This is a genomic window from Vogesella facilis (genome assembly GCF_042648525.1).
In the GTDB taxonomy this organism is placed as follows: Bacteria; Pseudomonadota; Gammaproteobacteria; order Burkholderiales; family Chromobacteriaceae; genus Vogesella; species Vogesella facilis.
In genome coordinates, this window is sequence record NZ_JBHRXN010000031.1 from 266,735 (window position 1) to 293,461 (window position 26,727).

At 66.6% G+C, this 26,727-nt stretch carries 22 protein-coding genes; 15 read left to right on the forward strand and 7 right to left on the reverse strand.

Going from position 1 to position 26,727, the window contains the following annotated elements; genetic code table 11:
* The first annotated feature begins 26 nt into the window (after nt 1–26).
* From ACFOLG_RS12495 to ACFOLG_RS12510, 4 genes are all read left to right on the forward strand, one after another.
* On the forward strand, nt 27–965 hold the full coding sequence (locus ACFOLG_RS12495; protein ID WP_386092276.1) for a sugar ABC transporter substrate-binding protein: 939 nt from the start codon (nt 27–29) through the stop codon (nt 963–965).
* 161 nt (nt 966–1,126) lie between these two features.
* On the forward strand, nt 1,127–2,584 hold the full coding sequence (locus tag ACFOLG_RS12500; RefSeq protein ID WP_386092280.1) for a sugar ABC transporter ATP-binding protein: 1,458 nt from the start codon (nt 1,127–1,129) through the stop codon (nt 2,582–2,584).
* A 76-nt stretch (nt 2,585–2,660) separates the two neighbouring features.
* Nucleotides 2,661–3,686, forward strand: a complete 1,026-nt coding sequence (locus ACFOLG_RS12505; RefSeq protein WP_386092282.1) for an ABC transporter permease — start codon at nt 2,661–2,663, stop codon at nt 3,684–3,686.
* A gap of 92 nt (nt 3,687–3,778) precedes the next feature.
* A complete protein-coding gene (locus tag ACFOLG_RS12510; RefSeq protein ID WP_386092285.1) occupies nt 3,779–4,699 on the forward strand; it encodes a DMT family transporter in 921 nt (306 codons plus the stop codon).
* Here ACFOLG_RS12510 and ACFOLG_RS12515 read toward each other — a convergent pair.
* The gene (locus tag ACFOLG_RS12515; protein ID WP_386092287.1) at nt 4,629–5,495 is read right to left on the reverse strand and encodes a MurR/RpiR family transcriptional regulator; all 867 of its coding nucleotides are present in this window, start codon (nt 5,493–5,495) and stop codon (nt 4,629–4,631) included. The two genes, ACFOLG_RS12510 and ACFOLG_RS12515, sit on opposite strands and share 71 nt — an antisense overlap.
* 228 nt (nt 5,496–5,723) lie before the next feature.
* Between ACFOLG_RS12515 and ACFOLG_RS12520 the strand changes: the two genes are divergently transcribed.
* The 8 genes from ACFOLG_RS12520 to ACFOLG_RS12555 all read left to right on the forward strand — a co-directional run bounded on the left by ACFOLG_RS12520 (nt 5,724) and on the right by ACFOLG_RS12555 (nt 17,328).
* A complete protein-coding gene (locus ACFOLG_RS12520) occupies nt 5,724–7,664 on the forward strand; it encodes a bifunctional 5-dehydro-2-deoxygluconokinase/5-dehydro-2-deoxyphosphogluconate aldolase (protein ID WP_386092290.1) in 1,941 nt (646 codons plus the stop codon).
* Between the two features lie 55 nt (nt 7,665–7,719).
* Nucleotides 7,720–8,619 (forward strand): myo-inosose-2 dehydratase, encoded by a 900-nt coding sequence (iolE, locus tag ACFOLG_RS12525; protein ID WP_386092292.1) that lies wholly within the window; start codon nt 7,720–7,722, stop codon nt 8,617–8,619.
* Nucleotides 8,620–8,630: 11 nt separating this feature from the next.
* Nucleotides 8,631–9,428: a 5-deoxy-glucuronate isomerase gene (gene iolB / locus ACFOLG_RS12530; RefSeq protein WP_386092295.1), complete on the forward strand. Its 798-nt coding sequence runs from the start codon at nt 8,631–8,633 to the stop codon at nt 9,426–9,428.
* A 92-nt stretch (nt 9,429–9,520) separates the two neighbouring features.
* Nucleotides 9,521–11,017 (forward strand): CoA-acylating methylmalonate-semialdehyde dehydrogenase, encoded by a 1,497-nt coding sequence (locus tag ACFOLG_RS12535; protein WP_386092297.1) that lies wholly within the window; start codon nt 9,521–9,523, stop codon nt 11,015–11,017.
* A gap of 258 nt (nt 11,018–11,275) precedes the next feature.
* A complete protein-coding gene (locus ACFOLG_RS12540) occupies nt 11,276–12,745 on the forward strand; it encodes an amino acid permease (protein ID WP_386092299.1) in 1,470 nt (489 codons plus the stop codon).
* Between the two features lie 291 nt (nt 12,746–13,036).
* Nucleotides 13,037–13,522, forward strand: a complete 486-nt coding sequence (locus tag ACFOLG_RS12545; protein ID WP_386092301.1) for a FecR family protein — start codon at nt 13,037–13,039, stop codon at nt 13,520–13,522.
* A 3-nt stretch (nt 13,523–13,525) separates the two neighbouring features.
* Entirely contained in the window at nt 13,526–14,116 is a 591-nt protein-coding gene (locus ACFOLG_RS12550) for an OmpA family protein (RefSeq protein ID WP_386092302.1), read from the forward strand.
* A 65-nt stretch (nt 14,117–14,181) separates the two neighbouring features.
* Nucleotides 14,182–17,328, forward strand: coding sequence for a CHASE2 domain-containing protein (locus ACFOLG_RS12555; protein WP_386092304.1), 3,147 nt, complete (start codon nt 14,182–14,184; stop codon nt 17,326–17,328).
* On the opposite strand, the gene ACFOLG_RS12560 is transcribed toward ACFOLG_RS12555, so the two are convergent.
* The 5 genes from ACFOLG_RS12560 to ACFOLG_RS12580 are packed head-to-tail and all read right to left on the reverse strand — an operon-like array spanning nt 17,325 to nt 21,734.
* Nucleotides 17,325–18,071, reverse strand: a complete 747-nt coding sequence (locus ACFOLG_RS12560; protein ID WP_386092306.1) for a peptidase — start codon at nt 18,069–18,071, stop codon at nt 17,325–17,327. The genes ACFOLG_RS12555 and ACFOLG_RS12560 overlap by 4 nt on opposite strands.
* A complete protein-coding gene (locus tag ACFOLG_RS12565; RefSeq protein ID WP_386092307.1) occupies nt 18,068–18,862 on the reverse strand; it encodes a transglutaminase family protein in 795 nt (264 codons plus the stop codon). The genes ACFOLG_RS12560 and ACFOLG_RS12565 overlap by 4 nt, the downstream gene beginning before the upstream one ends.
* A 15-nt stretch (nt 18,863–18,877) precedes the next feature.
* A complete protein-coding gene (locus ACFOLG_RS12570; RefSeq protein WP_386092309.1) occupies nt 18,878–19,384 on the reverse strand; it encodes an arsinothricin resistance N-acetyltransferase ArsN1 family B in 507 nt (168 codons plus the stop codon).
* Nucleotides 19,381–20,304: an alpha-E domain-containing protein gene (locus ACFOLG_RS12575; protein WP_386092311.1), complete on the reverse strand. Its 924-nt coding sequence runs from the start codon at nt 20,302–20,304 to the stop codon at nt 19,381–19,383. The genes ACFOLG_RS12570 and ACFOLG_RS12575 overlap by 4 nt, the downstream gene beginning before the upstream one ends.
* 2 nt (nt 20,305–20,306) lie before the next feature.
* Nucleotides 20,307–21,734, reverse strand: a complete 1,428-nt coding sequence (locus ACFOLG_RS12580; protein WP_386092313.1) for a circularly permuted type 2 ATP-grasp protein — start codon at nt 21,732–21,734, stop codon at nt 20,307–20,309.
* A gap of 256 nt (nt 21,735–21,990) precedes the next feature.
* Here ACFOLG_RS12580 and ACFOLG_RS12585 point away from each other — a divergent pair, with 256 nt between their 5' ends.
* A complete protein-coding gene (locus ACFOLG_RS12585) occupies nt 21,991–23,586 on the forward strand; it encodes a sensor domain-containing diguanylate cyclase (RefSeq protein ID WP_386092315.1) in 1,596 nt (531 codons plus the stop codon).
* A 190-nt stretch (nt 23,587–23,776) separates the two neighbouring features.
* Here ACFOLG_RS12585 and ACFOLG_RS12590 read toward each other — a convergent pair whose 3' ends face one another.
* Nucleotides 23,777–24,379: an FMN-dependent NADH-azoreductase gene (locus ACFOLG_RS12590; protein ID WP_386092317.1), complete on the reverse strand. Its 603-nt coding sequence runs from the start codon at nt 24,377–24,379 to the stop codon at nt 23,777–23,779.
* A gap of 123 nt (nt 24,380–24,502) precedes the next feature.
* Between ACFOLG_RS12590 and ACFOLG_RS12595 the strand changes: the two genes are divergently transcribed.
* Entirely contained in the window at nt 24,503–25,441 is a 939-nt protein-coding gene (locus tag ACFOLG_RS12595) for a LysR family transcriptional regulator (RefSeq protein ID WP_386092319.1), read from the forward strand.
* Between the two features lie 197 nt (nt 25,442–25,638).
* Complete coding sequence (locus tag ACFOLG_RS12600; protein WP_386092321.1) at nt 25,639–26,382, forward strand: MgtC/SapB family protein; 744 nt, start codon at nt 25,639–25,641, stop codon at nt 26,380–26,382.
* The last annotated feature ends 345 nt before the right edge of the window (nt 26,383–26,727 follow it).

A 26,727-nucleotide genomic window follows, 5' to 3' on the forward strand; every position in this document is an offset into this window, starting at 1 on the left:
ACCAAATCAAATAAGGAGAGACACCGATGAAACGCATCACCAAGTTTGCTGGTTCCCTTGTGTTCATGTCCCTGGCCGCCGCCGCCATGCCGGCCTCCGCCGCCAAGATCGGCGTAACCATGTCGGCCTTCGACGACAACTTCCTGACCGTACTGCGCAATGGCATGAAGTCCCACGCCGGCACGCAGAAGGACGTCAGCGTGCAGTTCGAGGATGCGCAGAACGACATCGGTCGTCAGATCTCCCAGGTACAGAACTTCATTGCCCAGAAAGTGGACGCCATCGTGGTGAACGTGGTGGATACCGAAGTGACGCCGAAGATCACCAAGATGGTGTCGGCGGCGGGCATTCCGCTGGTGTATGTGAACCGCCTGCCGGCCGACCGCGTACTGCCGGCCAAGGTGGCGTTCGTCGGTTCCAACGAGATTGATTCCGGCACCCAGCAGATGAAAGAGGTGTGCCGCCTGATGAACGGCAAGGGCAACATCGTGGTGATGATGGGCGACCTGTCCAACCAGGCCGCGCGCCAGCGCACCAAGGACGTGGAAGACGTGATCGCCACCCCGGCATGCAAGGGCATCAAGATCGTGGAGAAGCAGACCGCCAAGTGGTCGCGCACCGAAGGCCGCGACCTGATGATGAACTGGCTGAGCGCCGGCGTGAAATTTGACGCCGTGGTATCCAACAACGACGAAATGGCGCTGGGCGCGATCCAGGCGCTGAAAGCCGCCAAGCGCCTGAACGGCACCATTGTGGCCGGCGTGGATGCCACCCGCGATGCGCTGACCGCGATGAAGGCCGGCGAGCTGAAAGTGACCGTGTTCCAGAATGCCGCCGGCCAGGGTCGCGGCGCCATCGACACAGCGCTGAAACTGGCGCGTGGCGAGAAAGTACCGGCGATGAACAATATCCCGTTCGAGCTGGTTACCCCGGCGAACCTGAAGAACTACGAAGCACGCAACTAAGCGTCACCGACTGTCCTGCCGGACGCGGCCCACCCCGTGTCCGGCAAGCAAAAGGAATACAAGCCATGCTGAGCTTAGCTCCCGAAAAGCTTGCCGCGGTCCAGGCTGAGGCCGCCGCCCAGGGTAGACCGCAGCCTGTACCACTGATCGAAGTGAAGGGCGTGCGTAAGGAATTCCCGGGGGTTGTGGCACTGGACGATGCTTCGTTCTGTCTGCGCCGCGGTACCGTGCACGCGCTGATGGGTGAAAACGGCGCCGGCAAGTCCACGCTGATGAAGATCCTGGCCGGCGTGCAGCCGCCGGACAAGGGCGTGTTCCGCCTCAATGGCCAGGATGTGGCGCTGACCTCGCCGCTGGATGCGCTGGAAAAAGGCATCGCCATGATCCATCAGGAACTGAACCTGATGCCGTACATGACGGTGGCCGAGAATATCTGGATCCGCCGCGAACCGCTGAACCGCCTGGGCCTGATCGACCACGGCCGCATGAACCGCATGACCCAGGAGCTGCTGCAGCGCTTGTCCATCGATGTCGAGGCCGACAGCCTGATTCGCGACCTGAGCATCTCCGCCCGCCAGATGGTGGAAATCGCCAAGGCGGTGTCCTACGACTCCGAAGTGCTGATCATGGACGAGCCGACCTCGGCGCTGACCGAGCATGAAGTGGCCCATCTGTTCCGCATCATCAAATCGCTGCGCGAACAGGGCAAGGGCATCATCTACATCACCCACAAGATGAACGAGCTGTCGGAAATCGCCGACGAAGTGACGGTGTTCCGCGATGGCCGCTACATCGGCTGCATGCAGACCGAACGCCTGGACCGCGACGAGATCATCCGCATGATGGTTGGCCGCGAAGTCACCGACATGTTCCCCAAGGAAGCGGCGGAAATCGGCGACGTGGTGCTGGCGGTGAACAAGCTGACGCTGGACGGCGTGTTCCACGACGTGAGCTTCGAACTGCGCCGCGGCGAGATTCTCGGCGTGGCCGGCCTGATCGGCTCCGGTCGCAGCAATGTGGCCGAGACCCTGTTCGGCGTCACCCCCGCCAGCAGCGGCAGCATCAATATCTTTGGCCGCGACATCCGGGTGAGTTCGCCCCAGGTGGCGATGGACCACGGCATGGCCTTCCTCACCGAAGACCGCAAGGACACCGGCTGTTTCCTCAACCTCAGCATCCTGGAAAACATGCAGATCGCGGTGCTGAACGACGAACACATGACTGCCGGCTTTGTGCGCCAGCAGGGCATTACCGCGCTGTGCGAAGAGATGTCCGCCACGCTGCGGGTGAAGGCGCCGGGGCTGTACGAGCGGGTGGAGAACCTGTCCGGCGGCAACCAGCAGAAAGTGCTGATCGGCCGCTGGCTGCTGACCAACCCGCGCATCCTGATCCTAGACGAGCCGACCCGCGGCATCGACGTGGGCGCCAAGGCGGAAATCCACCGCCTGATCTCCAAACTGGCCGGGCAGGGCGTGGCCGTCATCATGATCTCGTCGGAATTGCCGGAAGTGCTGGGCATGAGCGACCGCGTCATGGTGATGCACGAAGGCCGGGTGACCGGCATCTTGGACCGCAGCGAGGCGGACCAGGTCAGCATCATGCAACTGGCGGCACACTGACCGTCGGGCAATACAGAGACAAGCGCCCGAACCTGACTCATAACGGGCGTCAGAGAACACACAGGAGGACGAAATCATGGCAATCAGCAACACTGGACAGATTGGCAAGCCGGGCGGCCTGTCGTTGGCTAAATTCCGGCTGCCGGCCGAGGCGCGCATCTTTGCGGTGCTGCTCGGGGTGGCGGCAATCTTCGAAATCCTGGGCTGGTTCCTGGTCGGGCAGAGCTTCCTTGCCAACAAGGAACGGCTGCTGGTGATGATCCTGCAGGTGTCGGTGATCGGCATCATCGCCGTCGGCGTCACCCAGATCATCATCATGGGCGGTATCGACCTGTCCTCCGGCTCGGTGGTGGCACTCACCGCCATGGTGTCGGCCAGCCTGGCGCAGACCTCCGAGTTCGGCCGCGCGGTGTTCCCGTCGCTGACCGACCTGCCGATGGTGGTGCCCTTGGTGTGCGGCCTGCTGGTGGGGCTGGCATGTGGCCTGCTCAATGGCTTCGTGATCGCCAAGACCGCCATCCCGCCGTTCATCGCCACCCTGGGGGTGATGGTGACCGCCCGCGGCGTGGCCAAGTGGTACACCGAAGGCGAACCGATCAGCATGCTGTCCGACAGCTACGCCGAAATCGGTAGCGGCATCACCCCGGTGCTGATCTTCCTGGGCGTGGCGGCACTGTTCCACATCGTGCTGAGCTACACCCGCTACGGTAAATACACCTACGCCATCGGCGCCAACCGCTCCGCCGCCCGCGTGTCCGGCATCAACGTCAACAAGCACCTGGTGGTGGTGTACGCGGTAGCCGGTCTGCTGTCTGGCCTGGCCGGGGTGGTGACTTCCGCCCGCGCCGTGTCCGGTCAGGCCGGCATGGGCATGATGTACGAGCTGGACGCGATCGCCGCGGCGGTGATCGGCGGCACCTCGCTCAATGGCGGCCTCGGCAAGATCACCGGCACCGTGATCGGCGTGCTGATCCTCGGGGTGGTAACCTCCGGCTTCACCTTCCTGCGTATCGATGCCTACTACCAGGAGATCGTGAAGGGGGTGATCATCGTGGTGGCGGTGGTGGCCGACCAGTATCGCCAGCGCAACCGTCGCAGCTAAGCAGTCCGATACCAGGTTGGCCGCAGATGCGGCCAACCTTTTTGTGCGCAGCCCGGTTCGCCGGGCTGCAGTCGTTTCTCGTGGGGATGTTGATGCTGGATTTTCGCCCACCGCGGGCCGCGCTGGCGGCCGACGCGGTGTTGTTGCTGGTGACCTTGCTGGCGGCGGCCGGCTGGCTGTTTTCCAAGCAGGTGCTGCTGGCGATGCCGCCGCTGCTGTTCATGGGCTTGCGCTTTGCGCTCAGCGGCAGCCTGCTGCTGGCACTGGCGCGCTGGCAGGGCGCGGTGCTGCCGGCGGACGGCCTGCGCTGCTGCGCGCGCGGCGGCAGCGTGCTGGGCATCGCGATGATGTTCTGGATCTGCGGGCTGAATCTGAGCAGCAATCTGGGGGTGGCGGCGTTCATCAGCAGCATGGGGGTGGTGCTGGCGCCGTTCGTCGCCCGCCTGCTGTTGGCGGCACCGCTGTCGCGCGCGGCGTGGGGGGCGATGGCGCTGGCCGGGCTGGGCATGGCCAGCATGTCGCTGCGCGGCGACGGCTCGGTGCATCACGCCGACTGGCTGCTGCTGGCCTCGGCGCTGGGGCTGGCGAGCTATCTGGTGGTGAACAGTCGCGACATGGCACGCTTGCCGGTGCTGCCGGCCACCGCGCTGCAGCAGCTGGTGGCGGCGCTGTGGTGTCTGGCGGGCAGTGGGCTGCTGGAATCGTGGCAGCAGGTATCGCTGCGGCACAGCTGGGGCTGGCTGGCGGCCAGCGTGTTGCTGGCCACCTGTCTACGCTTTGTGCTGCAGGGCTGGGGGCAGGGGCGGATGCCGGTGGCGCGCTCGGCGTTCATTCTGCTGCTGGAGCCGGTGTGGACCGCGCTGTTGGCCGCCTGGTGGTTCGGCACCGGCTTCGCGCCGCAGCAATGGCTGGGCGCGGCGCTGGTGCTGTCCGCCTTGCTGCTCAGTCGTCGTAAGCCCCCGCGTCCCGCGTCTCTTCAATCACCAGCTCCATGCGGTAAGACAGGGCAATGAACAGCGCCTGGCACAGGCTGATGGTGCTGCTCATCGAGCGGAAGGCAAAGGCGGTGCCTTCCTTGACGGTGAGGATGGTGTGCGCGTTGCGCGCCAGCGGGCTCATCTTGCTGTCGGTAATCACCAGCAGGTCGGCCTTGTTCTGCGCCGCCACGCGCGCGCAGTAGCGGGTTTCGCGGCCGTAGGGCTGGAAGCTGATGGCGATCATCAGGTCGCCCTCGCGGATGCTGCGCACCTGGTCGTGGTACATGCCGCCGAGGCCGGAGATCAGGTGTACGCGCTTCTGTGTGTGCTGCAGCGCGTAGCAGATATAGGAGGCGATCGGGAACATGCGGCGCACGCCCACCACGTAGATGTTGTCGGCCCTGTGCAACAGCTCCACCGCCGCATCGATGGCGGCCGGCTCCAGCGCTTGCGACAGCTCGTCCAGCCCCTGCTGACAGGCGGAGAGGAAGTTCTGCGTCAGCTCGGTGTTGCTCAGCGGCGCATTGTGGCTGGCGATCACGTTGCGGATGCGCTTCTGGTAGCTGTTGACGTTGGCCTGCGTCGGCACGAAGGCCTCGCGGAACAGCGCCTGCATGTCGGAAAAGCCGGAAAAGCCGAAGCGCTGCGCAAAGCGCACGATGGCCGACGGCTGTACCTCGCACGCCTGGGCGATGTCGGTGATGCGTTCCAGCACCAGCGTCTGGCGGTGCTCTTCTATGTATTTGGCGATGATCTTTAGTTGCTTGCTCAGCCCTTCGTATTCCTCGGAAATACGCTGCATCAGCTGGTCGGCGGTCATTTCATTGCTCATTGTTGTTTTCGCCTTGTAGGTTGACGCTTACATCTTAAAACGAAACACGGCACATCGAAAAAAAAATTCCAGAAATAAATTTCCAGTAGAAAATAAATACGAAAAAAAATTTGCATTACTGTTCCGGCAGCAGTAATCTTGTTTCAACACGGTAGCCAGTTGCTCCCACCGCCGCGCAACACGGCGCGGCAAGCGTTCTGGCCATCTGCAACCAACGGAATGGACATCATGCAAAACCAGACAACCTTTGCTCCCGACCGTAGCTTCGACGTGATCTGCCTGGGCCGCCTGGCGGTGGATCTGTACGCCCGCCAGCTGGGGGCACGTCTGGAAGATGCGAGCAGCTTTGCCAAGTACCTCGGCGGTTCCTCCGCCAACATCGCCTTCGGCACCGCGCGTCTGGGGCTGAAGTCGGCGATGCTGTCCCGCGTCGGCGACGAGCAGATGGGGCGCTTCCTGCTGGATGCGCTGCAGAAGGAAGGGTGCGATGTCAGCCAGGTACAGACCGATGCCGAGCGCCTGACCGGCATGGTGCTGCTGGGCATCAAGGACCGCGACACCTTTCCGCTGCTGTTCTACCGCGAGAACTGTGCCGACATGGCGCTGTGCGAGGACGACATCGACGAAGCCTTCATCGCCAGCAGCAAGAGCCTGCTGATCACCGGCACCCACCTGTCCACCGCCAAGGTCAACGCCGCCAGCCGCAAGGCGCTGGGTTTTGCCCGCCAGCACAATGTGCGCACCGTGCTGGACATCGACTACCGCCCGGTACTGTGGGGCCTGACCGGCCGTGGCGACGGCGAGCAGCGTTTCATTGCCGACGATGCCGTCAGCAGCCATCTGCAGTCGGTGCTGCCGCTGTTCGACCTGATCGTGGGTACCGAAGAAGAATTCCAGATTGCCGGCGGCAAGCCGGCGCTGCTGGACTGCCTGCAGGTAGTGCGCCAGCTGGCGCCGCAGGCGGTGCTGGTGGTCAAGCGCGGTCCGCTGGGCTGCGCGGTGATCGACGGCGCGGTACCGGCCGACATCGACGACGCCTTCACCGTGCAGGGCGCGCAGGTAGAAGTAATGAACGTGCTGGGCGCCGGCGATGCCTTCCTGTCCGGCTTCCTGTCGGTATGGCTGCGCGGCGGCGACTACGCCGACGCCTGCCGCACCGCGAATGCCTGCGGTGCGCTGGTGGTATCGCGCCACGGCTGCTCGGTGGCGATGCCGACCCAGGCCGAGCTGGACTACTTCCTCGGCCTGGCGGTAACGCCGCTGCGTCCGGGCGAGGATGCCACGCTCACCCGCCTGCATCGCGTCAGCGTCAAGCGCCCGCACTGGGACAATCTGTGCGTGTTCGCCTTCGACCATCGCAACCAGTTCTTTGAGCTGGCACGCAAGAACGGCGTGGCAGAAAGCCGCATCACCCACCTGAAGGAACTGCTGGTACAGGCGGTGGCGCAGACCGAACAAGCCAATGGCCTGCAGGGCCGTGTCGGCATCCTGGTGGACGATCGCTACGGCGAGGACGCGATGTATGCCGCCACCGGCCGCGGCTGGTGGATCGGCCGCCCGATCGAGCTGCCGGGTTCCAACCCGCTGGAGTTCGACCACGGCCGCGCGCTGGCCGCCCGCCTGGAAATCTGGCCGCAGGAACACATCATCAAGTGCCTGGTGCAATACCACCCGGACGACGAAGTCGGCAACCGCCTGGAGCAGGAAGCACAGGTGCGCGCGGTGTACGAAATGGCGCGCATGAGCGGCCACGAGCTGCTGCTGGAGGTGATTCCGTCCAAGAAGCTGCCGCAACAGCCTGACACCGTGCTGCGCGCGCTGAAGCGCTTCTACAACCTGGGCATCTACCCGGAATGGTGGAAGCTGGAATCGATGAGCGCCGAGCAATGGGAGCAGGTCGACCAGCTGCTGGAACAGCGTGATCCGTACTGCCGCGGCGTGGTGCTGCTGGGGCTGAACGCGCCGGTAAGCGAGCTGCGCAAGGGCTTCGAGCAGGCACGCAACAGCCGCAGCTGCCGTGGCTTCATGGTTGGCCGCACGCTGTTCCAGGAACCGTCGCAGCGCTGGCTGGCTGGCGAGATCGACGATGCCGGCCTGATCGCCGCCGCCCGTCACAACTTTGAAACCCTGATCGACATCTGGCAGGCGCAGCGTCGTCAGAGCCTGTAAGCGCCCGCGCCGCAGCCCTGCTTCTTCACAGCATAAACAAGAGACGGACAACACTATGACTTCCACTTTCAAGGTAAAGATCGGCATCAACCCGATTTCCTGGTGCAACGATGACCTGCCGTCGCTGGGCGGTGAAACCACGCTGGACACCATCCTGCGCGAAGGCAGCGAGATCGGTTATCAGGGCTTCGAGCTGGGCAACAAGTTTCCGCGGGAAGCCGCGGCGCTGAAGGCGGTGCTGGCGCCGTACGGGGTGGAGTGCGTGTCCGGCTGGTATTCCGGCCAGCTGGCCGAGCGTTCGCTGGAAGAGGAAATCGCCAGTGTGGAAAACCATCTGCGTCTGCTGGTGGGGAGCGGCTGCCAGGTGATGGTGTACGGCGAGGTGGCCGGCTCCATTCAGGGCCAGATCGATACCCCGCTGTACAAGCGGCCAACCTTTACCAGCGACGAAGCCTGGCAGCAGTACGCCGCCAAGCTCAACGGCTTCGGCCGTCATCTGCAGTCGTGCGGCATCAAGCTGGCCTACCACCACCACATGGGCGCCTACGTCGAGCATCCGTCCGACGTGGACAAGCTGATGGCGCTGACCGGGCCGGAAGTGGGCCTGCTGTTCGATGCCGGTCACATGTTCTTTGCCGGCGGCGACCCGCTCACCGAGCTGAACAAGCACATCGACCGCGTGGTGCACGTGCACTGCAAGGACGTGCGCGCCGAAGTGACCCGCCGCGCGCGCAACGGCAACTGGAGCTTCCTGCAGTCGGTGCTCAACGGCGCCTTTACCGTGCCGGGCGACGGCGACATCCAGTTCGGCCCGATCCTGGCGCGGCTGGCACAGCACGGCTACCAGGGCTGGCTGGTGGTGGAAGCGGAGCAGGATCCGACCATCGCCCCGAGCTACGAATACGCGCAAAAAGGCTTTAACACCCTGTCCGGGCTGGTTGCCGGCCTGTCCTGAGGAGAGAAGGCATGAATTTGCTGGTTAAGGCCGATCAGGTCGGCAAGCCGCTGGTGGACGTGACCCCGGCGTCGGCGGGCTGGACCCATGTCGGTTTTCGCGCCGTCAAGTTGGCCGCACAGGAACGCGAAGTGTGGCAGCAGCCGGGCCGCGAGTGCTGTGTGGTGATTCTGGCCGGCAAGGCCAGCGTCAAGGTGGGCGAGCAGCAGTGGACGCACCTGGGCGAGCGCCAAAGCGTGTTCGACGACATGGCGCCGTACGCGGTGTACGCGCCGCCGGGCGTGGCGGTGGAAGTGACCGCCGAGAGCGCCGCCGAAGTGGCGTTCTGCTCGGCGCCGTCGGCCGGCAGCTTCCCGGCGCGGCTGATCACCCCGGACAGTATGCAGCGCAGCGTGCGCGGCAAGGATGCCAACACCCGCTACGTCACCGACATCCTGCCGCAGACCGAGGCTGCCGACGGCCTGCTGGTGGTGGAAGTGCGCACCCCGTCCGGCCACTCTTCCAGCTACCCGCCGCACAAGCACGACCGCGACGCGCTGCCGGAAGAAAGCGTGCTGGAAGAAACCTACTACCACCGGCTGAACCCGGCGCAGGGCTTTGCCTTCCAGCGCGTGTACACCGACGACCGCCGCATCGACCAATCGATGGCGGTGGAGGACCACGATGTGGTGATGGTGCCGGAAGGCTACCACCCGGTGTCCGTGCCCTACGGCTACGAGTCCTACTACCTCAACGTGATGGCCGGGCCGAAGCGCGAATGGTGCTTCAAGAACGACCCGGCACACGAGTGGATCATCGCCAAGCCGTAACCGAACCCCCACGACCCCAGAACACGACCACAGGCAGACCCGCGCGCGGGCTGCCGGGGCAGAGCATTGCCCGCCAGCAGAGGACGACGCACATGAACCGCATCATTTCCCACTACATCAACGGCCAGCACAGCGCCGGCAGCGGCACCCGCAGCAGCCCGGTCTTCAACCCGGCCAGCGGCAAGATCCAGGCCGACGTGGTACTGGCCGAGCAGGCCGACGTCAACGCCGTGGTGGCCGCCGCCAAGGCCGCCTTTCCGGCCTGGAGCGATACCGCGCCGCTGCGCCGCGCCCGCATCATGTTCAAGTTCAAGATGCTGCTGGAAGCGCGCCAGGACGAGCTGGCGGCACTGATCAGCAGCGAGCACGGCAAGGTGCACGCCGATGCGCTGGGCGAAGTGACCCGCGGCCTGGAAGTGGTGGAGTTCGCCTGCGGCATTCCGCAACTGCTGAAGGGCGAGTACACCGAGCAGGTTGGCCGCGGCATCGACGCCTGGACCATGCGCCAGTCGCTGGGCGTGGTGGCCGGCATCACCCCGTTCAACTTCCCGGCCATGGTGCCGATGTGGATGTTCCCGGTGGCGATTGCCTGCGGCAACACCTTCATTCTCAAGCCGTCGGAACGCGACCCGTCCGCCGCGCTGTTCATCGCCGAGCTGCTGCAGGAGGCCGGCCTGCCGGACGGCGTGTTCAACGTGCTGCAGGGCGACAAGCTGGCGGTGGACGGCCTGCTGACCCACCCGGACGTGCAGGCGGTGAGCTTCGTCGGCTCCACCCCGATTGCGCAGTACATCTACGAGACCGGCGCCCGCCACGGCAAGCGCGTGCAGGCACTGGGCGGCGCCAAGAACCACATGGTGGTGATGCCGGACGCCGACCTGGAGCAGACCGTGGACGCGCTGATGGGCGCCGCCTACGGCTCGGCCGGCGAGCGCTGCATGGCGATCTCGATTGCGGTGGCGGTGGGCGACGTGGCCGACAAGCTGGTGGCCAAGCTGGCCGAACGCCTGAAGACGCTGAAGGTCGGCCCGGGCGATGATCCCAAGTCCGAGATGGGGCCGCTGGTGACCCGCACCCACTTCGACAAGGTCAGCGGCTACGTGGCGCGCGGCGTGGAAGAGGGCGCCAGCCTGGTGGTGGACGGCCGCGGCCTGAGCGTGCCGGGCTGCGAGGACGGCTTCTTCCTTGGCGGCTGCCTGTTCGACAACGTCACCACCGACATGACCATCTACCAGGAAGAAATCTTCGGCCCGGTGCTGGGCATCGTGCGCGTGGACAGCTTTGCCGCGGCGGTGGAAATGATCAACGCCCATGCCTTCGGCAACGGCACCGCCATCTTCACCCGCGACGGCGACGCCGCCCGCGAGTTCACCCACCGTATCCAGGTGGGCATGGTGGGCGTCAACGTGCCGCTGCCGGTGCCGATGGCGTTCCACAGCTTTGGCGGCTGGAAAGCCTCGCTGTTCGGCGACCATCACATGCATGGCCCGGAAGGCGTGCGCTTCTACACCCGCATGAAGGCGGTGACTACCCGCTGGCCGACCGGCATCCGCGCCGGCGCCGAGTTCGCCATGCCGACCATGAAGTAAACCTCACGCGACTCTCCCAAGGAGCTTGTGTTTCCGCCACCCCCACCCGGGGTGGCTTTTTTTATGGCCGCGCGCTGCCGATTGCATAATTTGCCGGCCAAAAATGCCAATGAACTTGCTGGTTGGCTGAAAACCGCGCCGGAACCGGCAGGCTGTAACTCCTTGTCGCTTTTTCGTATCGACATTCGCGGCGGATATCGCCAAGGTGACGCACCCTGCAAAAGGGTGGTGATAGAGCACACACATGGAGAACAATAAATGAACACCTCTTACGGTGAAAACGGGCTGCGGCGGGAGCTGAAAGCACGGCATCTGTCGATGATCGCCATCGGCGGTTCCATCGGCACCGGTCTGTTCCTAGCCTCCGGCGCCACCGTCGCCAGCGCCGGTCCCGGCACCGCGCTGCTGGCCTACGGCCTGATCGGGCTGATGGTGTACTTCCTGATGACCAGCCTGGGCGAAATGGCGGCCTACCTGCCGGTGTCCGGTTCGTTCCAGGTGTACGGCTCGCGCTTCGTCGACCCGGCCTTCGGTTTTGCGCTGGGCTGGAACTACTGGTTCAGCTGGGCAGTAACCGTGGCGGTAGAGTTGGCCGCAGCGGCCATCATCATGGGCTACTGGTTCCCGGGCGTGCCGGGCCTGGTGTGGAGCGCGGCCTTTCTCGGCATCGTGTTCCTGTTCAACTACATCTCGGTGAAGGGCTTCGGCGAGTCGGAATACTGGTTCTCGCTGCTGAAGGTCATCACCATCATCGCCTTCATCGTCACCGGCACGCTGATGATCTTCGGCATCATGCACGGCGACCGCCCGGCGGCGTTCGAGCCGGGGCTGGCGGTGTTCGAAACCGGCGACGCGCCGTTTGTCGGCGGCCTGTCGGCGTTCATCTCCGCCGCCATGGTGGTGGGCTTCTCCTTCATGGGCACCGAGCTGATCGGCGTAGCCGCCGGCGAATCCGCCGACCCGGCCACCACCATCCCGCGCGCGGTGAAGCAGGTGTTCTGGCGCATCCTGATGTTCTACGTGCTGGCGATCCTGATCATCGGCCTGATCCTGCCGTACAACGATCCGTCGCTGCTGAAGACCGGTATGGAAGACGTCGGCGCCAGCCCGTTCACGCTGGTGTTCCAGCGCGCCGGCTTCGCGCTGGCCGCCGGCCTGATGAACACGGTGATCCTGACCTCCATCCTGTCGGCCGGCAACTCCGGGCTGTATGCCTCCACCCGCATGCTGCACAACATGGCGCTGAACGGCATGGCGCCGCGCTGGCTGGGCCAGCTGTCCTCCGGCGGCGTGCCGCGCCGCGCGCTGATCGCCACCACCGTGGTGGCCTCGCTGTGCTTCCTCACCTCGCTGGTGGACGAGAAGGGCGTGTACCTGTGGCTGCTCAACGCCTCCGGCATGACCGGCTTCATCGCCTGGCTGGGCATTGCGGTGTGCCACCTGCGCTTCCGCCGCGCCTACCTGCACCAGGGCGGCGAGCTGCACGCGCTGCCGTACCGCGCGCGCTGGTTCCCGCTGGGGCCGCTGCTGGCGTTCGGCATCTGCATGGTGGTGATGCTGGGGCAGAACTACGGCGCCTTCAGCGGCGAGCACATCGACTGGATGGGGCTGTCTGCCACCTATATCGGCATTCCGCTGTTCCTGGCGCTGTGGCTGGGCTACAAGTGGCGCCACCGCACCCGCGTGGTGGCGCTGCACGAGGTGGATCTGGCGACTGGCCGGGTGTAAGCCTGCCGTCATCGCCCGCTCTTGCGGCCGAGCCGCAAAGGTTGGCCGCAAGAGTGGCAGCGCGCTGCCGCTGCCCGGTTTCACCTGCACACCGCTTCGCTACGCATCGGGCGGGGTCTGCCATCGCAACGGCCAACCGGCAACGGTTGGCCGTTTTTGCTATGGAATATCCGCGGGCACATTTAAATGATGATTTATCAATATCGCCGCATAAACTGAGGAGAGGCGACGGGCGCGGCACAGCTGCCGCCCGCGGAGGCGGGTTCGGGGCCATTTGGCAAGGGGGGCAGGATGAGGCAGACAACACCAAGACAGCCACAGCAAGCGCAGCGGGTGCGCAACGGTCTGTGCGGGCTGTGCCTGCTGCTGGGGCAGCTGGCGCAGGCGGAGCCGGTGGCCATCGGCACCATCAAGACGGTGAGCGGCCAGGTGCAGGTGATGCGTGGCGCCGCCACGCTGCAGCCGGTACCCGGCTTTGAGCTGCTGGAGGCAGACGTGGTGCAGACCGGCGCCGCCAGCGCGGTGGGCATCGTGATGCGCGACCAGACCATCCTCTCCGCCGGGGCCGCGTCGGTGCTGCGGCTGGACAAGTTCAGCTTCGATAACAAGACCCAGACCGGCGCCATGCAGACCACCCTCAAGAAGGGCCGGCTGTCCGCCATTTCCGGCGCCATCGTCAAGCACTCGCCCGAAGCGGTGCAGTTCAAGACTTCCACCATGACGCTGGGCGTGCGCGGCACCGAGTTCATCATCGAAGCCGAAGAGCGGGGGGATTAAGCCATGGATGCAGCCATCGTCGTCATTGCCATCGGCCTGGCCGCCCTGCTGCATCAGCCGGCGCCAGACAAGGTGGTGCTGCTGCCCGGCCCGGACGGCGCCGTGGGGAAGGTGGTGATCAGCACGCCGCAGGGCGCGCAGGAAATCTCGCACGCCTACCAGAGCGCCGCGGTGCAGCAGGACGGCCGCGTGCAGACCGGCAGCGAAAGCGCCGCCAGCGTGGCCGAGCGCTACGGCGCGCTGCTGCAGGCGCAGCCCAGGCGCCCGGCCAGCTACCTGCTGTACTTCAACAGCGGCAGCAACGAGCTGACGGCGGAATCGCAGAGCACGTTGGCCGCACTGCGGCAGGATGTCGCCAGCCGGCCGGTGCCGGAGATCCTGGTGATCGGCCACACCGACAGCGTGGGCAGCGCGGAGGACAACGAGGCGCTGTCGCTGCAGCGGGCGCAGCTGATCGCCGAGCTGCTCGCCCAGCTGGGGGTGCAGCCGAAGTCGCTGGAAGTAACCGGCCGCGGCGAGCGCGAGCTGCTGCTGCCCACCGCCGACGACGTGGACGAGCCGCGCAACCGCCGGGTCGAGGTGTCGGTGCGCTGAGCCGGGCCGGCGGCCTGCGCGCCGCCGAGCTTCCTTTTCCTACCGCATGACAGGGCGGGTCGATCATGCTTGCTGGCATCAGACAATCGCAGGGCTGGCTGCAGCGCTGGTTGCTCGGCTCACGCGGCCAACCTGTGGCCGCCTTGCTGCTGGTCACGGTATTGCTGCTGCAGCTGGGCACCGAGTTGCCGGCCAGCTGGCAGCAGCGGCTGCCGGCGCCGTTGCTGCAGGCGATCGCCGTGCTCGGTTCGCCGCTGGCGAGCGCGCGCGGCTGGCTGTTCGACAGCTACCAGACGCTGCTGCCGCGGCAGCGGCACAGCCAGCCGGTGACCATCGTCGCCATCGATGAAAAAAGCCTGAAACAGCTGGGACAGTGGCCGTGGCCGCGCGACAGCCTGGCCGCACTGGTGCGCAGCATCAATGCCGGGCAGCCGGCGGCGCTGGGGCTGGACATCTACATGCCGGAAGCGGACCAAAGCTCGCCGGCGCAGCTGGCCGCACGGCTGCCGGCCGGGTACCAGGCGCTGGGCAGTGCGCTGCGCGCCTTGCCCAGCAACGACGTGCTGCTGGCGCAGGCATTGCGGCAGGCGCCGGCGGTGTTGGGCGTCGCCGGTTTCGACTTCCGCGCCTACACCACCAGCGAGGGCCTGCGCAGCGTGCCGCTGCAGGTGCAGGGCGCCGACCCGCGGCCCTTCGTGCGCCACTATCCGCATGTGCTGGCCAGCCTGCCGCAGCTGCAGGCGGCCGGGCAGGGGCAGGCGCTGCTGAGCCTGGAGGCGCAGAGCGGCGGCGTGCGCCGGCTGTCGCTGCTGGCCAGCGTCGGCGAGCAGCTGGTGCCGTCGATGGCGCTGGAGATGTTCCGCGTGGGCAGCGGCGCCGCCCGCATCCGCGTGCACAGCGGCGCGCATGGCGTGGCCGCGCTGCAGGTGGCCGATCTCACCGTGCCCACGCTGGGCAATGGCGAAATCTACCTGCACTACGCGCGGCTGGCGGCCGGCATGGCGCGCTACGTGTCGGCGGTGGACGTGCTGCAGGGGCGGGTGGATGCGGCGATGCTGCGCGGCAAGCTGGTCATCGTCGGGCTGACCGGCTCCGGCCTCAACGACATGCGCTACACCGCGCTGCAGGAGCTGGTGCCGGGCACCGAGATCCAGGCGCAGCTGATGGAGGCGCTGTATGACGGCGACTTCCTGCAGCGGCCGTGGTGGTTCATCTGGGTGGAAATCGCGCTGGGCTGGCTGCTGGGCAGCCTGCTGCTGTGGCACCTGCCGCGCGAGGAGCACGCGCTGGTGCGGCGGATCAAACTGCGGCCGCAGTGGGCGTTTGCGCTGATCGTGCTGCTGGCGCTGCTGCTGGCCGGCATCGGCCTGGCGCTGTTCCACTTTGCCGGCCTGCTGTTCGATGCCGTCAGCGTCAGCATTGCCTTTGCGCTGGTGATGAGCACGCTGATCATCAGCAATATGATCGCCAGCCTGGCCGACGCCCGCCTGAAACTGGCCAGCCTGGTGGAAAGCGGCATCGCGCAGGGCAAGCTGCAGCAGCGGGTGGCGCTGCTGCGCACCACGCTGGACGCCGCCTGCGAAATCACCTACTGCGACGGCGCCGCCGTGCTGCTCCGAAGCAGCCACAACACCCTGCAGTTCACCCTGCACACCTACTCGGCGCCGCTGCCGGCGGTGGAGCTGGCGCTGCACGACACCGGCCTGGCCGACAGCCGCACGCTGCCCGGCGAAGTGGTCGGCCGCGGGCAGTCGCTGTTCATCGACGACCTGGCCACCGACCCGCGGCAGTTTGCGGCCAACACCCGGCAGCTGCTGGCCGGCGTCGGCATCCACCCGCATGCCACGCTGGCGGTGCCGATGCGGCTCAGCGAGCACGACATCATCGGCGTGGTGCTGCTGTTCGACGCGCGCGATACCTACAGCCGGGCGCTGATTCCGTTCGAGCCCAAACTGCTGCCGTTCATGGAGGCGCTGGCGGCGCAGGCGGCGGTGGCGATCGAAAACCAGAACCTGGTGGAGGCGCAGAAGCAGCTGATGGACGCGATGATCAAGATCATCGCCGGTGCCATCGACACCAAGAGCCCGTACACCGGCGGCCACTGCGAGCGGGTGCCGGAGCTGGCCATCCTGCTGGCGCAGGCGGCGTGCGCGGAGACGCAAGGGCCGCTGGCCGAATTCAACTTCCACAGCGACGACGAGTGGCGCGAATTCCGCATCGGCGCCTGGCTGCACGACTGCGGCAAGGTCACCACCCCGGAATACGTGGTGGACAAGGCCACCAAGCTGGAAACCATCTACAACCGCCTGCACGAGATCCGCACCCGCTTCGAGGTGCTGCTGCGCGATGCGCGGCTGCAGCGCTGGCAGGCGATCTACCTGTACGGCGAGCGGCCGTCCGACGCCGATGCCCGCCTGGCGGCGCGCGAGGCCGAGCTGCAGGACGACTTTGCCTTCGTGGCCGAGTGCAACCAGGGCGGCGAGTTCATGGCGCCGGAGCGGGTGGCGCGGCTGCAGCGCATCGCCGCGCAAACCTGGATGCGGCATTTCGACGACCGCCTCGGGCTGTCGGCGGAAGAGCAGCTGCGCTGCGCCGCGCAGCCGCCGTCGCCGCTGCCGGCCGCGGAGCCGCTGCTGGCCGACAAGTCGCAGCACCTGTTCGAACGCCCGCCCAGCAAGGCCTTCGATGCGCGCTACGGCTTCAAGCTCAGCGTGCCGCAATACCTGTACAACCAGGGCGAGCTGTACAACCTCAGCGTCAGCCGCGGCACGCTGACCGAGGAGGAGCGCTTCAAGATCAACGAGCACATCATCCAGACCATCGTGATGCTGGAGCAGATGCCGCTGCCCAAATACCTGCAGCGGGTGCCGGAGTACGCCGGCACCCACCACGAAACCCTGGCCGGCACCGGCTATCCGCGCGGGCTGGGCGAACAGCAGCTGTCGGTGCCGGCGCGCATCATGGCCATTGCCGATATCTTCGAGGCGCTGACCGCCTCCGACCGGCCGTACAAGCCGGCCAAGACGCTGTCCGAGGCCATCGACATCCTCAGCGGCTTCAAGCGGCGGCGCCACATCGACCCGCTGCTGTTCGACCTGTTCCTCACCTCCGGCGTCTACCTGCAGTACGCCGAGCGCTATCTGCAGCCGGCGCAGATCGACAGCGTCGACATTGCCCGCTATCTGGGGCCGCTGCCGGCGGACGGCGCCTAGCCGCCATCGCCGTCCTTGAACCACAGCGCGTCCGGCAGCTGGCCGAACACCTGGCGCAGGCCCTCGCCCCAGCCCTGGCGCAGCGCCAGGAAGTAGGGGTCGTCCTCGGTGACGCGGTGGCGCGGCGCGAAATCGAAGTCGTCGCGCTGCTGCCACAACAGATCGATGGGCAGCCCCACCGACAGGTTGGAGCGGATGGTGGAATCGAAGGAGATCAGCGTGCACTTGATCGCCTGCGCCAGCGGCGTGTCGTGGCGGATCACCCGGTCGAGAATCGGCTTGCCGTACTTGGCCTCGCCGATCTGCAGATAGGGCGTGTCCGGCGTGGCCTCGATGAAATTGCCCTGCGGGTAGACCTGGAACAGCCGCGGCGCCTCGCCCCTGATCTGCCCGCCCACCAGGAAGCTGCAGCCGTAGTCCACGCCCTGCGACTGGGTCTGGCCGTCGCCGTCGCGGGCGATCACCTCGCGCACCGTTTGCCCCACCAGCTCCGCCGCCTGGTACAGGCTCTGCACGGTGTACAGGTTGGCCGCATCGTGGCTGAGCCGGCTTTTCAGCAGGCTCACCACGCTCTGGGTGGTGGCCAGGTTGCCGGCGTTGAGCAGCACGATCTGCCGCTCGCCAGCCACCGCGATCACGTTCATCTTGCGGAAGGTGGCCACGTGGTCCACCCCCGCGTTGGTGCGCGAGTCGGAGGCGAAGATCAGCCCCTCGTCCAGCACCATGCCGACGCAGTAAGTCATTGCTGGTCCGCCTCCGTTACCCGCGCATGCGCCTGCAGCGCCTCGCCGCCGCCGCCACGGCGCACGCCGCGCACCGGGCTGGCGTCGGTGTAGTCCAACCCCACCGCCAGTTTCAGGTGGTGGCGGTCCGGGCGGCGGCGGTTGCTGATGTCGAAGCCCAGCCAGCGGCCGCCGGCGTGCACCTCGGCCCAGGCATGGCTGGCGACGTGGGTGTCGCGCTCGCTCAGCAGGTAGCCGCTGACGTAGCGCGCCGGCAGCCCCAGGCTGCGGCAGGCGGCGATGAATACGTGGCTGTGGTCCTGGCACACGCCGGCGCCCAGCGCCAGTGCCGCGCTGGCGCTGGTGTCGGCGTCGGTCACCCCGCCGGTGTAGGGCATGGCGTCGGCCACCGCCTGCATCAGCGCGACGAGACCCTCCTCAGGGTTGGCCGCAATGGCGGCGGCGTGGCTGGCCGCCAGCGCGCGGATGGCGTCGTCGGCCTCGGTGAGGCGGCTGGCGCGCAGGAACACCGGCGGTGGCAGCGCCTCGGCCTCGTCGGTCCAGTCGTCGCAGGTTTCCACCACGCCGTGGGCGCGCAGGCGGATCTCGCTGTGCGGCGTGTCCAGGGTGAGCACGTGCAGGATGTTGCCGTAGGCGTCGGTGCTTTCGCTGGCCGCCACCGGCAGCTCCAGCTGCCAGCTGATGATGCGCTGGTGGCCGCTGGGCGGCGGTGTCAGCCGCAGGTACTGGGTGCTGTGACGGACGGTGTCGTCGTAGCGGTACACGGTTTCGTGCGAAATGGTCAGTTGCATGCTGCCTCTCCTTGATCAGCTGGCCAGCGCCAGTTGCCAGTAGGCCACGTCCAGCCAGCGGCCGAATTTGCGGCCAACCTGTTCGAAGTTGGCCACCTGCTTGAATCCCAGCGCGCGGTGCAGCGCGTCGCTGGCCGGGTTGGGCTGCGCTACGCCGCCGATCACGGTGTGCAGGCCCAGTGCGCCCAGCCGTTGCAGCAGCTCACGGTACAGCAGCTTGCCCAGGCCCTGGCCGACGGTGGCCTGGCGCAGGTAGATGCTGGCTTCCACCGCGTGGCGGTAGGCACTGCGCGCGCGCCAGCGGCTGGCGTAGGCGTAGCCGAACATGTCGCCGTCCTCGGTTTCCGCCACCAGCCACGGCAGGCCCTGTGCCTGCACGCTGGCGATGCGCTCGGCCATGTCGCTGACGCTGACCGGTTTTTCCTCGAACGAGATGGTGGTGTACTCGATATACGGGTTGTAGATGTCGCAAATGGCCGCCGCGTCGTGCGGTGTGGCCTCGCGGATGATCAGTTCGCTCATGCTGCCTCCAGGTAGGCGCCGTGCACGGCGGCGCCCAATGCGTGTATCTGGCTGAGGAATTGCGTCAGGTAGGCGTGCAGCCCGCCGGCGAGAATGCTGTCGATCTGGTCGTAGCTGAGCTCGGCATGCAGCGTGGCGGCCAACCTTTTGGCGCGGTGGCCGGTGTCGCCCTGGATGCGCGGCAGCAGCTCGGCGATTTCGTCGACGCAGGCGCGCAGCGAGCGTGGCACGTCCGGGCGCAGGATCAACAGCTCGGCCACCCGCCGCGCGCTGAGGCTGTCGCGGTACAGCTCGTGGTAGGCCTCGAAGGCGCCCAGCGAGCGCAGCAGCGCGCCCCACAGGTAGAAGTCGGCGGCGCTGTCGTCCAGCTCGTGGCCTACCAGGTGCGATTTCACGTCGATCAAGCGCGCGGTGTTGTCGGCGCGCTCCAGAAAGGTGCCGAGACGAATGAAGGAAAAGGCGTCGTTGCGCTGGATGGTGCCGTAGGTGGTGCCGCGGAACAGGTGCGAGCGCTCCTTCACCCAGTCGAAGAAGCCGGCCAGCGGGCGGCCCTCGCTGGCCATCTGCCGCGCCTCCAGCCAGCTGGCGTTGATGCTTTCCCACATCTCGCCGGTGATCTTGCCGCGCACGGCGTGGGCGTTTTCACGGGCGTATTTCAGGCAGCTGATGATGCTGGCGGGGTTGGCCGCATCGAAGGTCATGAAGTGCAGCACGTCGCCGGGCGCCAGCGCCGGGTGGCGCGCGCGGCAGGCGTCCAGCGCGCCGGTGGTGGCCAGCGCGGCGGCGATGTCGGCGCCGCCGCGGGACTGCGGCAGCAGCGACAGGCTGTGGGTGACATCCAGCAGGCGCGCCAGATTCTCGGCGCGTTCCATGTAGCGGCTCATCCAGAATAATTGCGAAGCGGTGCGCGACAGCATCATGCTCAGTCCTCCAGTATCCAGGTGTCCTTGGTGCCGCCGCCCTGCGACGAATTCACCACCAGCGAGCCTTCTTTCAGCGCCACCCGTGTCAACCCGCCGGCCACCATGCTGATGTCGCGGCCGGACAGTACGAAGGGGCGCAGGTCGATGTGGCGCGGCGCGATGCCGGCCTCGACGAAGGTGGGGCAGGACGACAGGCACAGCGTCGGTTGCGCGATGTAGTTGGCCGGGTCGGCGAGGATGCGCTGGCGGAAGTCCTCGATCTCGGCGCTGCTGGCGGCCGGGCCGATCAGCATGCCGTAGCCGCCGGCGCCGTGGACTTCCTTCACCACCAGCTCGGCCAGGTTGGCCAGCACGTGCTCCAGCTCGGCTGGGCGGCGGCACATCCAGGTGGGCACGTTCTGCAGCAGCGGCTCCTCGCTCAGGTAGAAGCGGATCATGTCCGGCACATAGGGATAGATGGATTTGTCGTCGGCTACGCCGGTACCGATGGCATTGGCCAGGATCACCCCGCCGCTGCGGTACACCGACAGCAGTCCCGGCACGCCCAGCATGCTGTCGGCGCGGAAGGCCAGCGGGTCGAGGAAGGCGTCGTCGATGCGGCGATAGATCACGTCCACCTGCTTGTGGCCGGCGGTGGTGCGCATGTAGACGCGGTTGTGCTTCACGAACAGGTCCTGGCCTTCCACCAGCTCCACCCCCATCTGCTGCGCCAGGAAGGCGTGCTCGAAGTAAGCACTGTTGTGGTGGCCGGGGGTGAGCACCACCACGGTGGGGTTTTCCGCCAGGCTGGCGTGGCGCAGGGTGTTCAGCAGCAGGGTGGGGTAGTGCTGCACCGGCGCCACCGCGTGGCTGGCGAACAGCTCCGGGAACAGCCGCATCATCATCTTGCGGTTTTCCAGCATGTAGGACACGCCGGAGGGCACGCGCAGATTGTCTTCCAGCACGTAGAAGTTGCCGTCGTTGTGGCGGATCACATCCACACCGGTGATGTGCGCATAGATGCGGTGCGGCAGGTCCAGCCCCTGCATCGCCGGCTGGTACTGGCTGTTGGAGAACACCTGCTCGGCCGGGATGATGCCGGCCTTGACGATGTGCTGCTCGTGATAGATGTCGTGCAGAAAGGCGTTCAGCGCGGTGACGCGCTGGCGCATGCCGGCTTCCAGCGTGCGCCAGTCGCTGGCGGGGATGATGCGCGGCACGCTGTCGAACGGGATCAGCCGCTCGGCGCCGGAATCGTCGCCGTACACGGCGAAGGTGATGCCGACGCGGTGGAACATCAGGTCGGCTTCGGCGCGCTTGCGCGCCAGGGTCTGCGGCGACTGCGAGTGCAGCCAGCGGGCGAAGTGACGGTAGTGCGGGCGGATACCGCCGCTGGCGAGCAGCATTTCGTCATAGTGGTGCGCTTCGGGCAAGGTCAGGGCATGCATGGCGCGGTCTCCTGCTGTTCATCGTCATGAGCAGTTCAGCAAGGCCCGTGCCAGTGGCGGCGGCGGAAAGCGGCTGGTATCGATCTCGATTCTGCCCCGAAATGATGCAGGCATTGAACGGCGGGCCACGCAGGTGTCATACTGGTGCGCGTTGCCCCTGATTGGCTCATGGCCGGCGTTTGCAGCGCGCCAGCTTGTCACGCCGGAATAGCTACTCGTATATTGATGCCATGCTTTTATCAAACTGCTTTTTCTCATGCCTTCAGCTTTGAGTCGTCGCCAGCCCGTCGGCGGGGTGCTGCCCGCGGCGCCCGGTTTTTACCAGCCGCTACCCCTCTCGGTGTTGTTAACGCCATCCCGCAGCCGCTGGCCGCTGGTGCTGGCCTGGCTGCTGTCGCTGGCGGCCTGCCTGTGGCTGGGCGTGGTGCAGCTGTATGGTGGCTGGTACGGCTATAGCGTGAGTTACGGCGGGCTGTCGTTCGTGATCAGCATCTACCCGCCGCTGACCATCGCCACGCTGTGGGTGCTGTGGTTCGGCTACGCCTGGGGGGCGAGCCTGGCCTACCTGTCCACGCTGCTGGTGGGCTTTCTGTCCGGGCTGCCGCCCGACTGGGCGCTGCTGTTTGCCTTTGCCAACCCGCTGGGGCTGCTGGTGATGGCGCTGGTGTACCAGCATGTGCACGTGCGCTATGTGCCGTCGTCGCTGGCGTCGCTGCTGTTCTTCGTCACCATCTGTTTTATTTCCGCGGTATCCAGCGCCACCGGCTCGTTCATCTGGAGCTATAGCAACAAGCTGTCGGCGATGGGCGCGTTCGCGGTGTGGCAGGGCTGGTGGTCCGGCAACTTCCTGCAAAGCATCACCACCTGCGGCCCGCTGTTGTTGCTGACGCCGTGGCTGCTGCGCTGGCGGCAGCAACGTTGGCCGCAGGCCGCCGGCAAGGCGCCGCTGCAGCAGCGCTGGGCATTGCTGGTGGCGCTGACCTCGCTGGGCGGGGTGCTGGCCTTTTTGTGGCTGTCGTTCCTGCTGGCCGACCGCAGCGTGATGACCATGGGCGGCGACAGTTCCGGCGCCTGGCAGCAGCGCGCGCTGCTGTACCGCGATTCGGCGATGTCGGTGTACTGGGTGCTGTCGGTGCTGCTGCTGGCGCTGGTGTTCCTCGGCTACCGCTTCTTCATGCAGCGCACGCTGCAGCTGCGGCTGGCGGCGGAGCGCGTGGCCTACGAGCGCGATCTGGCGCTGCGCCGCCAGGGCGAGGCGGAGGTGGCGCGTAATGCCTTGCACCAGCTCAACCTGGAGTTGGCGGTGCGCATGAGCGAGGTGGAACGGCTGCAGGCGCAGCTGCGCGAGCAGGCCAGCCGCGATCCGCTCACCGGGCTGCACAACCGCCGCTATCTGCACCAGCGCCTGCCGCAGCTGCTGCAGCGCGCGCAGCGCAGCGGCCAGGCGCTGTGCGTGGTGCTGATCGATCTCGATCATTTCAAGGCCGTCAACGATCAGCATGGCCACGCCAGCGGCGATGCGGTGCTGAAAATGTTTGCCGGCTTGTTCACCGGCCTGCTGCAGCCGGAGGAGATCGTCGCCCGCTATGGCGGCGAGGAATTCTGCCTGGTGCTGCCGCAGCGCACGCCGGGCGAGGTGGCGGCGCTGCTGCGCGCGCTGCAGACGGCCTACAGTGGCAGCAGCCTGAGCTGCGCCGGCGGCGAGCTGCGCGGTCTGTCGTTCTCCGCCGGCATCGCCGTGCTGCAGGGCGGGCAGGATAGCGAGGACAGCCTGCTGCAGCAGGCGGATGCGGCGCTGTATCAGGCCAAGGCGGCGGGGCGCAACGGCTGGCGCCAGTATCAGCCGGCCTAGCGCACCGCCTTGCCCCGCACCATGACGCCCGCTGCCCCGGCAGCGGGCGTTGTCATTACCGCCGCCGGCGGCAAAGGTTGGCCGCAACGCAAGGTGCGGCGCCGGCAACAAAAATGCCCCGCACGGGCGGGGCACAAGCAGACAGAGGAGAGAGCGGCGGCAGGGGGGGGACCCCGCCGCGTTGCCGTCATCAGGCGGCGGCGATGGCGGCCTTGGCGGCGGTGAGGGCCGCTTCGCGGGCGTCGCCGCCCATCGCCACGCCTTCGGCGCGGATGAACTGCACGTCGCTGATGCCGAGGAAGCCCAGCACGGTCTTCAGGTAGTCTTCCTGGAAGTCCATCAGCTGGCCCTGTTCATTGCTGTACACGCCGCCGCGGGACGACACCACGTACACCTTCTTGCCGCCGGCCAGGCCTACCGGGCCGTTCTCGGTGTACTTGAAGGTGCGGCCGGCCACGGCCACGCGGTCGATCCAGGCCTTCAGCTGCGACGGGATGGAGAAGTTGTACATCGGCGCGCCGATCACCAGGATTTCGGCACCCAGGAATTCGCCGATCAGCTGTTCGCCGCGGGCGGCTTCCTGGCGCTGCAGTTCGCTCCAGTCGGCCTGGTCGGTAAAGGCGGCGCCGAGGATTTCGCCGGACAGGTGCGGAATCTCCTGCTGTGCCAGATCGTAGCGGATCACTTCGGTCTTGCCGTGACGGGCTTGCAGCGTGTCTACCAGCGCCTGGGTCAGGCCACGGGATACCGAGTTGGCGGCGAGGATGCTGGAATCAATGTGCAGGATTTTCATGGTGCGGCTCCGTTGGGGTGAGTGTGCCGCGCACTGCGGCGATGGGTGTACTGTAGAACCGCTACCAATTTGCCACTAGACGGCTAAAATCGGATTCATTGTTCTACTGGTGGGATAATCGCCATGCAAGACCTGAATGACCTGCTGTTCTTCGCCAAGGTGGTGGAGCACGGCGGCTTCAACGCCGCCAGCCGCCAGCTGGGCATCCCCAAGTCGCGCTTGTCGCGGCGGGTGGCGGAGCTGGAGGCGCGCCTCGGCGTGCGCCTGCTGCTGCGCACCACGCGGCGGCTGGCGCTGACCGAGCTGGGCACGCAGTACTACCAGCACTGCCAGGCGATGCTGGCCGAGGCCGAGGCGGCGGCGGAAACCATCGCCCGCCACACCGCCGAGCCGCGCGGCCTGGTGCGCGTCAGCTGTCCGGAGCTGCTGGCCAAGTCGCTGCTGTCCGACCTGCTGCCGGAATTCATGGCGCGCTATCCGAAGGTGCGCATCGTGCTGGAGGTGACCGGCCGCCGCGTCGACCTGATCAACGACGGCATCGACGTGGCGCTGCGCGTGCGGCAGAAGCTGGACGACAGCGCCAGTGTGGTGGCGCGGCCGTTGTCGCCGAGCGAAAGCGCGCTGGTGGCCAGCCCGGCACTGATCGCCGCCCTGGGCGTACCGCAGCAGCCGGCGGTGCTGGCCGGCTGGCCGGCACTGGTGATGAGCCGCCCGGACGGCCGCGCCGAATGGCCGCTGCTGGACGAAGTGGGGCAGCTGTACCGGGTGGACATCAGCGAACCGCGGCTGATGTCCGACGACCTGCTGGTGCTGCGCGAGGCGGCCATCGCCGGCAGCGGCGTGGCGCTGCTGCCGCTGATGGTGTGCCACGACGCGCTGGCCGACGGCCGCCTGCAGCGGGTGCTGCCGGGCTACAGCACGCCGGACGGCATTCTGCACCTGGCCTTTACCGGCCGCCGCCACCTGATTCCGGCGGTGCGCACCTTCATCGATTTCCTGGTCGATACCGTGCCGCCGCAGCTGGCCAGCAAGATGCGGCAGCCGCCGGCGTGCTCGTCGTAGTTGTGTGCCATCACCGTCGCGGCACAGGGTTGTTTGAGGTGCAGCCGGTTTGGTACGGCCTTCCTGCTCTATCATAACGATGACAAGTCTTGATTAAATTTTTTGCAAATAGCGCGGTGCAACCAAGTGGTCGCCATCTTGTTCGCCGCTAGCGGCATGGCTCGCATACTTTTTTAGGGTTAACGTTCGATATGAACATGGTTTCCTGGCAGAACCTTGCTGATTACTGGTCGCTACAGCAGATCACCACCAATCTGATCGTATTCCTGAACCTGCTGGGCGCGCTGGCGCTGGGTATGGTCGTCGGTTACGAGCGCACTTATCACGGCCGGGCCGCGGGGATGCGCACTTATGGGCTGGTGTGCATGGCAGCAGCGGCGCTGACCTCGATTGCCGGCTTTCCCGAGCTATGGTTTGGCGGCCATGCGCCCAATGTCGCCATGGCGGATCCGACGCGGGTGATCCAGGGCATCGTCACTGGCATCGGCTTTCTGGGCGCCGGCATGATCATGAAGGACGGGCTCAACATCAGCGGGCTGACCACCGCCGCCTCGATCTGGGCCTCGTCCGCCATCGGCGTGCTGGTGGGAGTGGGCTTCTATGCCTCGGCGATACTACTTACTGGTTTGTCGGTGATCTGCATGATGTGGATGTCGCGGCTGGAGCAGTGGCTGCCCACGCACCAGGCGGTGGCGGTGAGCATTACCTTCAAGAGCGGCGCCATGCCGCGACGGGAGGCGCTGCAAACTACCATGCGCGAGCTGGGCTACGGCATTGCCTGGGGCTCGCTGGCCATCAAGTGCCATGGCGATACGATGGAGTGGCACTTTGTCGCCGTGGCGCACAGCAAGCAGCGCGGCAGTGTTTTGCCGGATATTTCGCTGGCGCTGAGTGGCCATCAGGCGGTGGAAAGATTCTCGCTGTCCTATGCGCGCAACTGAGCCGCTGCCGGGCGTGGCGGCCGTCCAAGGTTGGCCGCAAGGCTAGTGCCAGCGCGTTCCCCTGCGCACCGCTGACACATGGCGGCCAACGTTGTTGCGGCCACCGCATCTGGCTGGGTGCTGGTGCACCATGGCCGCGTGGCAGGTGACGCAAAGGCTGCCGTGCCGTTGCCCAGGCGGACGTAATGACGCCCAACGGTCTGCTCGCCGTCGCGGCCTGCCGGCTATGCCGCTACCCCCGTGCACGCCAAGCGGTGGGCGCGCCTGTTGCGCCGGGCCATGGACAGCGCTGGCCGGCTGGGCTACTGTCCTGCGCGCGGCTGACGCCGCATCTCGGCAACTTCT